Here is a 13,147-nt window from a genome sequence, read left to right as displayed (position 1 = left end):
GGACCAGACGGTCGTCCTGCACTACGACGACATCCCCGAGTCCCACCACCGGACATGCGCCGCTGGGTAGTCACCCGCGACGAGCGCTGCCGGTTCCCCGGCTGCAACCGACCCGCGCAGCTCTGCGACATTGACCACATCACCGAATGGCAGCGCGGCGGCGTCACCGACATCGACAACCTCGTCGCCCTCATCCGACCCCACCACCGCGCCAAGACCGCCCAGCTCTGGCAGCAAGAGCTGCAGCAGAACGGGTCCGTCGACTGGGAGGACCCCTGGGACCATCTCTATACCGACCTGCCACCCGACCCAGCAGATCCCGCACCACCGCACCTCGTCGAACCCGACCCACCCGACGACCACTGCCCCTTCTGAACCCATTCGGGCCGTTGCGGGAACTCGTGCGGAGCTCGGAACGTGCCGCGGGGCGGAAGCGCGGGGGATCTGCGACCCGCTGAACCCTCGAGCGGGCCATGCTGGCGGGATGCTGGAACTGCTCCTGCTGGCCGCACCCCCGGCGCCGCACTCACCGAACCTCTGGGGCGCGCTCGGCTGCTCGGTCGGCTTCGCCGGGGCGCTCTTCACCACCCTCGACGCACTCGGCGACTTCGTCGAGCTGCGGTCGTCCAACCCGACCCTCCGACTCGGCCAGCGCCTGAAGTACTCGGGGAAGCTGTCCGGAGCGGGCATCACCGTGGTCTCCGCCGGGACGGTGCTCGCCCTCGACTCGAACTGGTTCGCTCTGGTCGCGCTCTCCGTCGTGTTCACCGTCGTCGTGGTCGTCAGCTGGCTGCTGGCCCGACGCGTGAGACGATCCACCGCGGCCGTCGGCGAATCGGTTCCGCTGGGCGCGTCCATGCCCACCGCATCCGCCTCGCCTGCGTCGCCCTGACGCACCGGCAGGAGCGAGACGGCGCCTAGGCCCGATCGACCCTCCTGCATCGTACTTGCATCAACTATGATGCAAGAATGCGGACCACTGTCGACCTGCCTCCGTCGGTCCATCGACGAGCACGGGAGATCGCCGCGTCGCGCGGCATGTCGCTGTCCGCCGTGATCGCCGAGCTGACGGCGCGCGGGCTCTCACAGCTCGGCGAACCGACGCACCTCACCCGCGATCCGGGAACCGGCCTTCCCGTGCTGATCATCGGGCGGCGCGTGACGGGTCAGGACGTCGCCGACGCGCTCGCCGACGAGTGACCGTCTTCCTGCTCGATGCGAACGTGCTCATCGCGCTCACCGTCGCGGACCACGAGCACCACGATCGCGTGGGGCGCTGGTTCAGCGGGGGAGTGCGAGTCGCGATCAGTCCCGTCGTCGAGGGCGCGCTCGTGCGATTCCTCGTGCGGCTCGGCGAACGGCCGTCGACTGCGCAGGAGCTGATCCGACACGTGCACGAGCACCCGGCGTGCCGGCGATGGCCCGACGACGTCTCGTACATCGACGTCGACCTCGAGGACGTGCGAGGGCACCGCCAGGTGACCGACACCTACCTCGCCGAGCTCGCAGCGGCGCACTCCGGCACCCTGGCGACACTGGACGAGTCGCTGGCGGCCAGGCGACCTGGTCAGACGATGCTCCTGCCTCGTTGAGCAGGATCACCCACCCAGCCCGCTCCTGACATAAGGACCATTATCGGCTGGCAGTCCAGCCGAGGATCCGCAGCGCCGATAATGCACATTATGTCAAGTCAACCCTTGACCGGCGTCTCCGGGCTCAGCCCAGCCGGACGAGCTCCTCCTTGATCGTGGTCAGCCCGGCCACCAGCTCGCCGAACGACGTGCTGAGCGGCGACAGGCCGATCCGCAGGCCGTCGGGCCGCCGGAAGTCGGGGATCACGCCGCGGTCGTGCAGCGCCGGCAGCATCGACTCGAACGCCGGGTGGTCGAAGGTGACGTGGCTGCCACGGACGTCGGGGTCGCGCGGGCTCGCCAGCCGCACGCCGAGCGGCGCCAGCTCGGCGTCGAACCACTCGATCGCGAACGTCGTGAGCGCCTGGGACTTCGCGCGGACGGCGCCGATACCGGCCTCGTCCAGCAGGGCGAGCATGTCGGCGACCGGCACCATCGCGAGGATCGACGGCGTGCCGGAGAGGAACCGCCGGATGCCGGGATCCGGCACGTACTGCTCCCCCATCGCGAACGGCTCCGCGGCGCCCATCCACCCCTGCACCGGCTGCCGAAGACGGTCGTGCAGGTCGCGGCGGGCGTAGAGGAAGGCCGGCGCACCCGGCCCGCCGTTCAGGTACTTGTACGAGCAGCCGACGGCGAGATCGACGCCCAACGCGTCGAGGTGGAGGGGGACGGCGCCCGCCGAGTGGCTGAGATCCCACACAGTGACCGCACCCGCGGCGTGCGCGGCAGCCGTCGCCGCGGACATGTCCGTCACATACGCGGAGCGGTATGCGACGTGGCTGAGCGCGACGGCGGCCGTCGCGGGGCCGACGGCCTCGGCGACCTGCTGCGCAGCCACTCCCCCGTCGTGCGAGGCGCTGAGCGGGACCAGCTTCAGCCCGAGCTCCTCCGCGACGCCCTGCAGCAGGAACCGGTCGGTCGGGAAGTCGGCGGCGGCGAACACGATCTCGGTGCGGTCCGGCCGCAGCGCGACGGCGGCGCGCACGGCCTTGTAGAGCAGCACGCTGGTCGAGTCGCCGACGACGGTCTGCCCCGGGGCGGCGCCGAGCACGACGCGGCCGATCTCGTCCCCGAGCCGTTGGGGCTCCGCCATCCAGCCCTCGTCCCACCCGCGGATGAGCCGCTCCCCCCAGCCGGCCCGCATGAGCTGCTGCAGCCGCGGCGGCGTCCGCTCGAGCGGCCTGCCCAGCGAGTTGCCGTCCAGGTAGGCGACGACGCCGGGGGCGGCGATGAAGCGCTCGCGCAGCGGTGCGAGCGGATCGGCCGCGTCCAGGTCGGCAGCGAGCGCGGCGAGGTCGAGGTCCACGACCACCGATCGTGCCGCGAGATACCAGTCGGCGACACCCTCCGCGTCCATCGGGACGGCGCCGTACCCTGCGACGAGCCGGCGCGGGGGCCCGTCGGTCCTTCCCGTCAGCACGTCGATCAGCGCGTCGCCGGCGAGCCCGCACTCCCCCAGGGCGTGCACCTCCTCGCGCCGCAGCCCGACGGGACCGTCCCCGTTGCCGAGGTCGGTGCCGTACCGCAGCCGCCCTCCGGCCGCCACGAAGCGGCGCGCGTTGTCGACGGCGACCCGCCGCGCCTCCCCCTCGTGGATGGCGAGGGTCGAGATCCAGGTGGTGGCCCGCGCCATGGCCACGATCAGCTCGTCCGGCAGCCGCTCGCTCCAGGGCACGTGGGCGAGCGCGTCGACGCCCGCGACGAGCGCCCGCTCGGCCTGCCCCTCCCCCTCCACGTGCGCGACGACGGGGATCGCCGCGGCGTGCGCGCCGTCGATGAGCGCCTGCAGCACGCCGTCGCCGAACGGCGGGGACCCGGCGTGCAGCACGACCTTCATCCGGTCGAGGCGCTGCTCCGTCGCAGCGAGCACGGCGGCTCGCGCCTCGGCCGGGTCGCCGATCTCCCGCACCGCGGCGTCGGGAGCCCACCACCGGCCGCGCGGGTAGCCGCCCGGCGGGGTGAGGAACGGCCCGGCGACCCGCACCGTCGCACCGCCGACGCCGTGGCGACGCCACCGGACGGCCTCCTCCGGTGACCAGCCGAGGTCGTGGACCTCGACGACCGGCGAGTCGCGCAGCCGCGCGCCGTCGACGAGACCCAGGTGCACGTGGTGATCCACGATCCCCGGCATGAGCACCGTCCGCGCTGCATCCGCCACCCGTCCATCCTTCCGGAGCCCGGCGCTCCGCCCGGTCCGCTGGGAACGCGCCGGAAGTCCGCTGGGGAATGCGGGGCGTGGAGGCGCGGGTCAGGACGATGGACGCTCCGCTCTCGAAAGGAACGAAGACATGCGAGGGAAGCTGCTGTTCGCCGCGGGTCTGGTCGGGGGCTACGTGCTCGGCGCCCGTGCGGGACGCCCCGCCTACGAGGCGATCGCGGAGCGCGTGCGCAGCACCGCCGCGGACCCGAAGGTGCAGAAGGTGGTGTCCAAGGCCAAGGACGCCGTGGAGGAGAAGGCGCCGCAGGTGGCCGCAGCCGCCGGACTGGTGTCGGGCACGGTCGCCGGCGCGGCGGAGGCCGCGGGCTCGGCGCCCTCCTCCTCCGACGACGGCGGCGACGATGACGACGACGACGCGCCGGCGGCCTGAGGTGTCGACGCCGAGGATTCCGATCAAGCGCTCCAAGCGGGAGGACATGGCCACCGCGGCCGGTCTCTCCGTCGTCGTCGCGAGCGTCATCGGCGCCGCGAGCGCTGCCAGCCACGCGATCCGGCGCGACCCGGGCCACGTGCGGTTCAGCCGCCGCGCGCCCGAGGGCTCGGCCGAGCGCGTCTCCGCGTCTGCGCAGCAGGGTCGCCAGCAGGACGGCGCGGTGCCGGCGCCCGACGACGCGTCGAAGCCGGAGGGACCGGAGGACCTGCACAAGCGCACCTGGTTCTACGCGCTGAAGAAGACCGCCAGCGAGTTCGGCGCCGACCAGTGCACCGACCTCGCCGCGGCGCTGGTGTACTACTCGGTGCTCGCGCTGGGCCCGGGGATCATCGCCATCGTCTCGATCCTCGGCCTGCTCAGCCCCGACGCCGTCGGCCAGATCACCGGCCAGTTCCTGACGCCGATCAAGGACAGCTCCCCGGGCACCTACAACATCGTCACGCAGCTGATCACGAACGCCACCAAGACGCAGGGCGTCGGGATCGGCCTGGTGATCGGCGTGCTCGGCGCCGTGTGGTCGGCGTCCGGCTACGTGGGCGCGTTCGGGCGGGCGATGAACCGGATCTACTCGATCCCGGAGGGGCGTCCCGTCTGGAAGCTGCGCCCGACCCAGCTGCTGGTCACGGTGGTGATCGTCGTGCTGGTGGTGCTCGCCGTGCTGATCCTGGTGTCCACGGGCCCCATCGTGAACCAGATCGCTCAGGCCGTCGGCATCGGCGACACGGCGCTGCTGGTGTTCCAGATCGTCAAGTGGCCGATCCTCGTCGTGATCGCCATCGCGGCGATCGCGATCCTCTACTACTTCTCGCCGAACGTGAAGCAGCCGAAGTTCAAGTGGATGAGCGTCGGGTCGTTCCTCGCCCTGCTGGTGTGGGCCATCGCGACGGTCGCGCTCGGCCTGTACCTGTCGCTGAGCGGCGGCGGCAGCTACGCCAAGACGTACGGCCCGATCGCCGGCGTGATCGTGTTCCTGCTGTGGCTCTGGATCACGAACCTCGTGCTGCTGTTCGGCGCGGAGTTCGACGCGGAGCTGGAGCGCAGCCGCGAGCTGCAGGCCGGCATCGCGGCGGAGGAGCAGATCCAGCTGCCCCTGCGCGACACCCGGCAGTCGGACAAGAAGGCGAAGAAGCGGGAGAAGGCTGTCGACGAGGCCCGCGCGCTGCGGGTGTCCCGCGGCCGGGACGACGGCTCCGGGAAGGACTGACCGGCCCGTCGAACGCGAACGGCCCGCGCACGGCGACGTGCGCGGGCCGGTCGTTCAGGTGGGAGGCCCGGGAAGCGCTCCCACCGGCTCGGGGGCTCTAGTGAGCGGCGACGATCGGGATCGCGCCCGTCAGCGGGCGCCGCTCCACCGCGATCGGAGCGCGATCCGCCGCCCGCGTCCGGTCCGCGCGCCGGACCATCGGACCGACGATCAGCGCGAGCGCCAGGGACGCGACGCACCAGGCGGTGATGCCGGCGAGGACGAGGACCACGGTGGTGAGCACGGGTCGACTGTGACAGCCGGCGCACCCCCGGATCAGGAGGCTCGCGGCGCGTCGCCGCCCCGCCGACCACCCCCCGAAGTGGGGGCAGGATCGTCGCCGCTCCCCCGCGCGCAGGATCGGCGTGGCGCCGCTCCGACCGCCGCGGGAGCCGCTATCCGGCAGCCCTGCGCAGCAGGTCGACGATCGCCGCCCGGGCTTCGGCGGCCTGCGGACCGTCGGCGCGAACGGTCACCTCGGCGCCCTGCCGCAGCCCGAGCGCGAGGATCGCGAGCAGGCTCGCGGCGTCCGCCCCATCGACGGTGACGTGGGCGTCGAACCCGCCGGCGAGCCGCACCAGCGCCGCCGCGGGCCGGGCGTGGAGGCCCTCCGGGTCGGTCAGCACGACCGACGCGGCGGCGTCGTCCGAGAGGGACGGCTGCTCCGGAGGCGTGCCGAGCGCTGCGGCGGCGACCGCGTCGAGCGCAGCGCCCGACTCGGCCGCGACCGCTGCGGCCACCCCGCCCTCCACGATCGGGGCGTCGAGCACCCGCACGCCGCCGGACGGGGGGTCCTCCAGCAGGTCGACCGCCGTCTCGGCGGTGAGCAGCGCGGAGCCGAGGTCGCCGATGATCAGCACCCCGTCCCCGTCGTCCGCCGCGGCGATGCCGGCGAGCACCCGGTCGTAGCTGGTGCCGATGCCGCCGTCGTCGGTGCCGCCCGCCGCGACCAGCCGGACCGAGGGCGCCATCTGCCCGGCCAGCTCGACCAGGCCGTCGGCGATGCGGGCGCTGTGCGAGACGAAGACGAGCCCGACCGCCACGGGTCAGCCCTCCGCAGCGTCCGCCGCTGCGCGCAGCTGGTAGGCGCTCGACTGGGCGCCGGGATCGCGGTGCCCGACGGCCCGCTCCCCCAGGTAGCTCGCCCTGCCCTTCCTGGCCACCAGCGGATCGGTCGACTCCGCGCCGGCCGCGGCGGCGTCCGCCGCCGCCTGCAGCACGGCCGTCGCGTCGCCTCCGGCGCCCCTGGCGTGCTCGGCGGCCTCGACCGCCGGCGTCCAGGCGTCCACCATCGTCTTGTCGCCCGGCTCCGCCTTGCCGCGCGACACGACGCCGTCGCGGGCGGCGGTGAGCAGTGCGACCACGGCGGCCGCGTCCAGCTGCGGCGCGTCCCCTGCGGCCTGCGCGCCCTTCAGGTACGCCGTGCCGAGCAGCGGCCCGGAGGCGCCGCCGACCGTGGAGATCAGGGTCGTCGCGACCAGCTTCAGCACCGCGCCCGGCGTCTCCGGCGTCGCGTCGTCGAGCTTCGCGATCACCGCGCGGAAGCCCCGGTCGAGGTTCTCCCCGTGGTCGCCGTCGCCGATCGCGCGGTCGAGGCCCGACAGCTCCGCCTTGTGCTCGGCGACGACCGCCGCGCTGCGCCGCACCCAGTCGAGCGCCCAGTCCGTCCCCAGCGCGTCCACCCCGCCTCCCCCTACCGACCCCAGCGCAGCGCGGCGGTCTCGACCGGCGCGTCGTACAGGGCCTTCAGCTCGTCGTCCAGCTTCAGCAGCGTGATGGACACGCCCTGCATGTCGAGGCTCGTCACGAAGTTGCCGACCAGGCTGCGGGACACGTGGATGCAGCGCTCGCGCAGGATCGAGGCCGCGGCGTCGTAGACGATGTAGAGCTCGACGAGCGGCGTCGCCCCCATGCCGTTCACGAAGAGCAGCACGTCGTCGCTGGAGGTGAACGGCAGGTCCTCGAGGATCGGCTCCACCAGCCGCGAGACCAGGCCGTCGACCGGCTCCCACTCGATGCGGACGCGACCGGGCTCGCCGTGGATCCCGATGCCGATCTCCACCTCGTGGTCGCTGATGTCGAAGCTCGGCACCCCGGCGTGCGGCACGATCGGCGCGGTGAGCGCGAGACCCATGGAGCGCACGTTCGCGTTGACCTTGCGCGCGATCGCGGCGACGGCGGCGAGGTCGTCGCCGCGCTCCGCGGCGGCGCCGGCGATCTTCTCGATGAGCACGGTGCCCGCGACGCCGCGGCGGCCGGCCGTGTACAGCGAGTCCTTCACCGCGACGTCGTCGTCGACCACGACCGTCTCGACCTGGATGTCCTCGGCGGACGCGAGGTCGGCGGCCGTCTCGAAGTTCAGCACGTCGCCCGTGTAGTTCTTCACGATGTGGAGCACGCCCGCTCCCCCGTCGACGGCCTTCGTCGCCGCGAGCACGGGGTCGGGGGTCGGTGAGGTGAACACGGCCCCCGGCACGGCGGCGTCGAGCATGCCGTACCCCACGAAGCCGCCGTGGAGCGGCTCGTGGCCGCTGCCGCCGCCGGACACCAGGCCGACCTTGCCCTGCACGGGCGCGTCGGCGCGCACGATGTAGTCGGGATCCGTCTGCACGCGGACCAGGCCGGCGTGCGCCGCGGCGATGCCCGCGAGGGCGTCCTTCACGACGGTCTGCGGATCGCGGATGAGCTTCTTCATCGAACCTCCAGTGCGTCAGCGGGCGGCCCAGGCCGCCGCCCTCGAGCCGAGCCTACGGTCGCCCGGCGCGCCGCCACCGGGGCCTGCACAATCGTGCAGCGGGCCTCGGCGGAGCCGGCTCAGCCGACCAGGGCCCTCGCGAGCGGCTCGTCGATGACGAGGTCGGTGACCAGGCCGGCCGCGAGCGCCCCGCGGAGGCTCGGCAGCTTCGACAGCCCCGCGACGACGCAGATCCGGCGGGCGGCGCGGCGCAGCTGGTCGAGGTCGGGCCCCGACGCGCGCGCGTTCAGCGCGACGTCGCGCCACGTGCCGTCGCCGCGGTAGAACACCGTCGCGACGTCGCCGACCACCCGGTCCGCGCTGAGCGACCGGTAGTCCTCCGGCTCCAGGTACCCGCCGATGTACACGTGGCTCGGCACCTCCGCGAACGGCGAGCCCAGCCCGAACAGCGCGACCTGCATCGCCTCCTGCACCTCGAGCACGCGCCGCATGCTGCGCTCCCGCCACAGCGCGCGCTTCGTCTCCGGGTCGTCGAAGAACGCCGGGACCGGGAACTGCTGGATGTGCGCGCCGTACGCGCGGCCGAAGCGGCGGAGGATCTCGCTCGCGTAGATGATGCCGGTGGTCCTGGTGTTGCCTGCCCCGTTCAGCTGCACGATCTCGGCGCCGCTCAGCGCCTTCGGAACGAGGTGCCTGCTGACCGCGCTCACCGTGGAGCCCCACGCGACGCCGAGCGTCATGTTCGAGTCGAAGAAGCGCCCCAGCAGCCGGGCGGCCGACATCGCGACCCGTTCCAGCCGGTCCACGTCGCTGGTGTGGTCCGGCATCGGCACGAGGTGCGCAGCGACGTCGTAGCGCTCGCGCAGCACCCGCGCGAGGTGCTCGGCCGATTCGGCCGGGGAATGGATCTGGATGTCGACCAGGCCGGTCTCGCGAGCGTGGCTGAGCAGGCGGGAGACGGAGGATCTCGACGTGTGCAGCTCGCGCGCGATCGCCTCCATCGTGAGGTCCTGCATGTAGTACAGGTGCGCGGCGGTGAGCGCCTGCTCCACCCGGGTCGGACCCCGGCCACCGCCGTCGACCGTCGGGCGGAGCGCCTCCGTCGTCACGTCGATCCCTTCCATCGCCCGCCCTGGCGAGCCCGTGCACGTCCGTTCCGGACGTCTGCGCAGACGTGCCGGACTCCCGGAACATAGCGGATGCACGCATGTGCAGGTCGGCTTCGGAAGGATGCGCAGCCCCTGGGGGCTCGGAGTACGGTCCTGACGGGCCGCGCTCAGCGGAACAGGCATGACTCGATGAAGAGGCAGGTGGGAATGGACTACTCAGTGGGCCAGCAGTTCCTCTCGGAGCTCGTGGGCACCGCGATGCTCCTTCTGCTCGGAGGTGGCGTCGTCGCGACGGCGATCCTCGTGAAGAGCAAGGGACTCGGCGGCGGATGGCTGCTGATCAACTTCGGCTGGGGCCTCGCGGTCTTCGCCGGTGTGACGGTCTCGTACGCGTCGGGGGCGAACCTCAACCCGGCGGTCACGGTCGGGCTGCTCGTGGCGGGCAAGTTCACGCAGGGCTTCGGTGTCGCGCTGCTGTACTTCATCGCGCAGCTGCTCGGCGCGATGATCGGCGCGGTCCTCGTGTGGCTGGCGTTCAAGAAGCACTTCGACGAGGAGGAGAACGCGGGCACCATCCTCGGCGTCTTCTCCACCGGCCCGGAGATCCGCTCCTACGCCTGGAACCTGGTGACCGAGATCATCGGCACGTTCGTGCTGGTCTTCGTGGTCCTCGGGTTCGGGCACGCCGGCGACGCCGCGACCAAGACCCCCGCCGGCCTCGCCGCGCTCGGCGCCCTGCCCGTCGCCCTCCTCGTGGTGGGCATCGGCGCCTCCCTCGGCGGCCCCACCGGCTACGCCATCAACCCCGCCCGCGACCTCGGCCCGCGCATCATCCACGCGATCCTCCCCATCAAGAACAAGGGCACGAGCGACTGGGGCTACGCGTGGGTGCCGGTCGTGGGCCCGCTCGTCGGCGGCGCGCTCGCCGGCGCGCTGTCCCTCGCCCTGCTGCCGTAGCGCGACCCGAACCGATTCCCGCAGTACCCGATCACCACCTACAGGAACGAAGGAGTTTCCATGGCGGACTACGTCCTCGCCATCGACCAGGGCACCACCTCCACCCGCGCGATGATCTTCGATCACGAGGGCAAGGTCGTCTCGACCGGTCAGCTCGAGCACCAGCAGATCTTCCCGAGGGCCGGCTGGGTCGAGCACGACCCGGAGGAGATCTGGAAGAACACCCGCGAGGTGATCGGCCAGGCCCTGTCCCGCGCCGACATCACCCGGCACGACATCGCCGCGGTCGGCATCACGAACCAGCGCGAGACGACCGTCGTGTGGGAGAAGGCGACCGGCAAGCCGGTCTACAACGCGATCGTCTGGCAGGACACGCGGACCCAGTCGATCGTCGACCGGTTCGCTGCGGACGGCGGCGTCGAGCGGTTCAAGCAGACCGTCGGCCTCCCCCTCTCCACCTACTTCGCCGGTACGAAGATCGTCTGGATCCTCGAGAACGTCGACGGGGCGCGGGAGAAGGCGGACAACGGCGAGCTGCTCTTCGGCACCACCGACACGTGGGTGCTGTGGAACCTCACGGGCGGCGTCGACGGCGGCGTGCACGCGACCGACGTGACGAACGCCTCGCGCACGCTCTTCATGGACCTGAAGACGCTGTCCTGGGACGAGTCGATCCTCGACGTGTTCGGCGTGCCGAAGTCGATGCTCCCCGAGATCAGGAGCTCCTCCGAGGTCTACGGGAACGTCGAGTCGTCCAGCCTGCTCCGCGAGGTGCCGATCGCCGGCATCCTCGGGGACCAGCAGGCCGCGACGTTCGGGCAGGTCGCGTTCGAGGTCGGCGAGGCGAAGAACACCTACGGCACCGGCAACTTCCTGATCTTCCCGACCGGGACCGAGATCGTGCACAGCGAGAACGGCCTGCTCACGACGATGGCGTACCAGTTGGGCGGCGGCGAGCCGCACTACGCGCTGGAGGGCTCCGTCGCCGTGACCGGATCGCTGATCCAGTGGCTGCGCGACAACCTCGGGCTGATCTCCTCCGCCCCGGAGGTCGAGGAGCTCGCGAAGACCGTCGAGGACAACGGCGGCGCGTACTTCGTGCCGGCGTTCTCGGGCCTGTTCGCGCCGTACTGGCGGTCGGAGGCGCGCGGCGCCCTGGTCGGCCTCACCCGGTTCGTGAACAAGGGCCACATCGCCCGCGCCGCTCTCGAGGCGACCGCGTTCCAGTCGAAGGAGGTCATGGACGCGGTCGACGCGGACACCGGCAACCCGCTGACGGAGCTGAAGGTCGACGGCGGCATGGTCGCGAACGACACGCTGATGCAGTTCCAGGCCGACATCCTCGGCGTCCCGGTCGTGCGCCCGGTCGTCGCGGAGACGACGGCGCTCGGCGCCGCCTACGCCGCGGGCCTCGCCGTCGGGTTCTGGAACGACTTCGACGACCTGCGGAAGAACTGGCAGGAGGACAAGCGCTGGGAGCCCTCGATGGACGAGGACGAGCGCGCGCGCCAGTACCGCCTCTGGAAGAAGGCCGTCACGAAGACGTTCGACTGGGTCGACGGCGACGTCCAGTAGCACCTGAGCAGGCCGCCCGAGCACTTCGGCAGGCTCTTCTCGCTTCGGCAGGCTCCCCGGTCCCTCGGGAGCCTGCCGAAATGCTGTCAGCCTGCCGAAGTGCTGTCAGCCTGCCGAAGTGCTCGAACCCGAGGCGGTCCGGGTCGCGGCGACCCACTGGTCGAGCTTCGACGCCGCCCGGCCGCTGTCGACCGCGCGGGCGGCGCGCTCCAGGGCCTCCGCCAGCCGCTTCGCCATCGGGCGGTCCGCGGTCTCGGGGTCCTCGTAGAGGTCCCACGCGACGAGCCCGGCCGCCGCGTTCAGCAGGACGACGTCGCGGACCGGGCCGCCGTCGCCCGCCAGCACCCGCCGCACGGTCGCCGCGTTCTCGGCGGGCGTCCCGCCGCGCAGGTCGCCGAGGCGAGCCACCGGCAGCCCGACGTCGGAGGGGTGCACGTCGTGCTCCGTCACCGCGCCGCCGGAGACCTCGCGGATGCGGCTGTGGCCCGTCGTCGACAGCTCGTCCAGCCCGTCGTCCCCCCGCACGACCAGCGCGGTCGCGCCGCGCGTCTGCAGCACGCCCGTGACCAGCGGCACGACCGCGGGCGACGCGACGCCGATCACGTTCGCGTCCGGCCGGGCCGGGTTCACGAGCGGGCCGAGGAAGTTGAAGACCGTCGGGACGCCGAGCGCCGCCCGCGCCTCCGCCGCGTGCTTGAACCCGGGATGGAAGGCCGCCGCCCAGACGAACGTGATGCCGGCCTCGGCGAACACCCTCGCGACGCCGTCGCCGTCGAGGCCGAGGTCCACCCCCAGCTCGCCGAGCACGTCGCTCGCCCCCGCGGCGGAGCTGACCGCGCGGTTGCCGTGCTTCGCCACCGGCACGCCGCAGGCGGCGACGACCACCGCGGCGGTCGTCGACACGTTGACGGTCTTGAAGCCGTCGCCGCCGGTCCCGACCAGGTCGAGCGACCGCGTCGGCACCGGCAGCGGGCGGGCGCTCGCGAGGACGGCGTCGCGGAACCCGACGATCTCGTCGACCGTCTCGCCCTTCGCGCGGAGCGCCACGAGGAATCCGGCGAGGGTCGCGGCGGGCACCGCGCCCGCCATGACCTGCTCCATCGCCCAGGTGGCCTCGGCGACGCGGAGGTCCCTGCCCGCCAGCAGCATGCCCGTCAACCCCGGCCAGGTGAGCTCGTCGACCACGGATCGAGCCTATTGAGGCGCGGTTCCGGGGATCGCGCCCCCTCGCGCTCCGAAACTCTTCGACAACTCGTCGAAATCCCGGCGGGGAGGGTGCTCGA

The 13,147-nt window shown here is 72.6% G+C and carries 15 protein-coding genes; 8 read left to right on the top strand and 7 right to left on the bottom strand.

Annotated features, from left to right (window positions below):
- From ACFE60_RS12895 to ACFE60_RS12880, 4 genes are all read left to right on the top strand, one after another.
- A partial coding sequence (locus ACFE60_RS12895; protein ID WP_375389265.1) for an HNH endonuclease signature motif containing protein occupies positions 1-375 on the top strand: 375 nt, incomplete at its 5' end.
- Between the two features lie 109 nt (positions 376-484).
- On the top strand, positions 485-892 hold the full coding sequence (locus tag ACFE60_RS12890; protein WP_375389264.1) for a hypothetical protein: 408 nt from the start codon (positions 485-487) through the stop codon (positions 890-892).
- 146 nt (positions 893-1,038) lie between these two features.
- A complete protein-coding gene (locus tag ACFE60_RS12885) occupies positions 1,039-1,200 on the top strand; it encodes a hypothetical protein (RefSeq protein ID WP_375389263.1) in 162 nt (53 codons plus the stop codon).
- Positions 1,197-1,592, top strand: a complete 396-nt coding sequence (locus tag ACFE60_RS12880; RefSeq protein WP_375389262.1) for a TA system VapC family ribonuclease toxin — start codon at positions 1,197-1,199, stop codon at positions 1,590-1,592. Before ACFE60_RS12885 ends, ACFE60_RS12880 begins: the two co-directional genes overlap by 4 nt.
- Before the next feature lie 124 nt (positions 1,593-1,716).
- Here ACFE60_RS12880 and ACFE60_RS12875 read toward each other — a convergent pair whose 3' ends face one another.
- The gene (locus ACFE60_RS12875) at positions 1,717-3,792 is read right to left on the bottom strand and encodes an aminotransferase class V-fold PLP-dependent enzyme (protein ID WP_375389261.1); all 2,076 of its coding nucleotides are present in this window, start codon (positions 3,790-3,792) and stop codon (positions 1,717-1,719) included.
- 130 nt (positions 3,793-3,922) lie between these two features.
- Here ACFE60_RS12875 and ACFE60_RS12870 point away from each other — a divergent pair, with 130 nt between their 5' ends.
- Positions 3,923-4,222 (top strand): YtxH domain-containing protein, encoded by a 300-nt coding sequence (locus tag ACFE60_RS12870; protein WP_375389260.1) that lies wholly within the window; start codon positions 3,923-3,925, stop codon positions 4,220-4,222.
- Positions 4,223-4,268: 46 nt separating this feature from the next.
- Positions 4,269-5,489 carry a YihY/virulence factor BrkB family protein gene (locus ACFE60_RS12865; protein WP_375389259.1) on the top strand — a complete coding sequence of 407 codons (1,221 nt, stop codon included), beginning with the start codon at positions 4,269-4,271 and terminating at the stop codon, positions 5,487-5,489.
- Between the two features lie 97 nt (positions 5,490-5,586).
- Here ACFE60_RS12865 and ACFE60_RS12860 read toward each other — a convergent pair whose 3' ends face one another.
- The 5 genes from ACFE60_RS12860 to ACFE60_RS12840 all read right to left on the bottom strand — a co-directional run bounded on the left by ACFE60_RS12860 (position 5,587) and on the right by ACFE60_RS12840 (position 9,347).
- Positions 5,587-5,772, bottom strand: coding sequence for a hypothetical protein (locus ACFE60_RS12860; protein WP_375389258.1), 186 nt, complete (start codon positions 5,770-5,772; stop codon positions 5,587-5,589).
- Between the two features lie 151 nt (positions 5,773-5,923).
- On the bottom strand, positions 5,924-6,571 hold the full coding sequence (dhaM, locus tag ACFE60_RS12855; protein WP_375389257.1) for a dihydroxyacetone kinase phosphoryl donor subunit DhaM: 648 nt from the start codon (positions 6,569-6,571) through the stop codon (positions 5,924-5,926).
- 3 nt (positions 6,572-6,574) lie between these two features.
- Positions 6,575-7,210: a dihydroxyacetone kinase subunit DhaL gene (gene dhaL, locus ACFE60_RS12850; RefSeq protein ID WP_375389256.1), complete on the bottom strand. Its 636-nt coding sequence runs from the start codon at positions 7,208-7,210 to the stop codon at positions 6,575-6,577.
- 11 nt (positions 7,211-7,221) lie between these two features.
- Entirely contained in the window at positions 7,222-8,223 is a 1,002-nt protein-coding gene (gene dhaK / locus ACFE60_RS12845) for a dihydroxyacetone kinase subunit DhaK (RefSeq protein WP_375389255.1), read from the bottom strand.
- Between the two features lie 119 nt (positions 8,224-8,342).
- Complete coding sequence (locus ACFE60_RS12840; RefSeq protein ID WP_375389254.1) at positions 8,343-9,347, bottom strand: sugar-binding transcriptional regulator; 1,005 nt, start codon at positions 9,345-9,347, stop codon at positions 8,343-8,345.
- Between the two features lie 243 nt (positions 9,348-9,590).
- On the opposite strand from ACFE60_RS12840, the gene ACFE60_RS12835 reads away from it, so the two are divergent.
- A complete protein-coding gene (locus tag ACFE60_RS12835) occupies positions 9,591-10,289 on the top strand; it encodes an MIP/aquaporin family protein (RefSeq protein ID WP_375389266.1) in 699 nt (232 codons plus the stop codon).
- A gap of 60 nt (positions 10,290-10,349) precedes the next feature.
- Positions 10,350-11,864 (top strand): glycerol kinase GlpK, encoded by a 1,515-nt coding sequence (glpK, locus tag ACFE60_RS12830; protein ID WP_375389253.1) that lies wholly within the window; start codon positions 10,350-10,352, stop codon positions 11,862-11,864.
- Between the two features lie 105 nt (positions 11,865-11,969).
- On the opposite strand, the gene trpD is transcribed toward glpK, so the two are convergent.
- Positions 11,970-13,049: an anthranilate phosphoribosyltransferase gene (gene trpD, locus ACFE60_RS12825; RefSeq protein WP_375389252.1), complete on the bottom strand. Its 1,080-nt coding sequence runs from the start codon at positions 13,047-13,049 to the stop codon at positions 11,970-11,972.
- Between the last annotated feature and the right edge of the window lie 98 nt (positions 13,050-13,147).

It is taken from the genome of uncultured Amnibacterium sp. (genome assembly GCF_964245895.1).
Classification (GTDB): domain Bacteria; phylum Actinomycetota; class Actinomycetes; order Actinomycetales; family Microbacteriaceae; genus Amnibacterium.
Note: the sequence above shows the minus strand (reverse complement) of the source record. Positions and strands in the feature narration are given on the sequence as shown.

Coding starts and splice junctions, on each gene's coding strand:
- ACFE60_RS12890 (WP_375389264.1), top strand. CDS start 485: ATGCTGGAACTGCTCCTGCTGGCCGCACCCCCGGCGCCGCACTCACCG.
- ACFE60_RS12885 (WP_375389263.1), top strand. CDS start 1,039: ATGTCGCTGTCCGCCGTGATCGCCGAGCTGACGGCGCGCGGGCTCTCA.
- ACFE60_RS12870 (WP_375389260.1), top strand. CDS start 3,923: ATGCGAGGGAAGCTGCTGTTCGCCGCGGGTCTGGTCGGGGGCTACGTG.
- ACFE60_RS12865 (WP_375389259.1), top strand. CDS start 4,269: ATGGCCACCGCGGCCGGTCTCTCCGTCGTCGTCGCGAGCGTCATCGGC.
- dhaK (WP_375389255.1), bottom strand. CDS start 8,223: ATGAAGAAGCTCATCCGCGATCCGCAGACCGTCGTGAAGGACGCCCTC.
- ACFE60_RS12840 (WP_375389254.1), bottom strand. CDS start 9,347: ATGGAAGGGATCGACGTGACGACGGAGGCGCTCCGCCCGACGGTCGAC.
- ACFE60_RS12835 (WP_375389266.1), top strand. CDS start 9,591: ATGCTCCTTCTGCTCGGAGGTGGCGTCGTCGCGACGGCGATCCTCGTG.
- glpK (WP_375389253.1), top strand. CDS start 10,350: ATGGCGGACTACGTCCTCGCCATCGACCAGGGCACCACCTCCACCCGC.